The 235-nt window shown below is 64.3% G+C and carries 1 pseudogene; it reads left to right on the top strand.

Annotated elements, in window-relative coordinates:
• Nucleotides 1-235, top strand: a pseudogene (locus SB772_RS45695) (alkene reductase); the annotation flags it as partial.

Here is a 235-nt window from a genome sequence, read left to right on the forward strand (position 1 = left end):
GCAGGGCGTCGGCTATCCGAACACACCGGGTATCTGGAGCGAGAAGCAGGTCGAAGGATGGAAGAAAGTCACCTCGGCGGTTCACGCTGAAGGCGGCCTGATTGTGTCGCAACTGTGGCACGTCGGTCGCGTGTCCGACCCGGTCTACCATAACGGGCAAGCGCCCGTCGCTCCGAGCGCGATCGCCCCGGAAGGCCACGTGACGCGAATTCGTCCAATGCGCGGCTACTCGGTG

This window comes from Paraburkholderia sp. SIMBA_030 (assembly GCF_046535245.1).
Classification (GTDB): domain Bacteria; phylum Pseudomonadota; class Gammaproteobacteria; order Burkholderiales; family Burkholderiaceae; genus Paraburkholderia.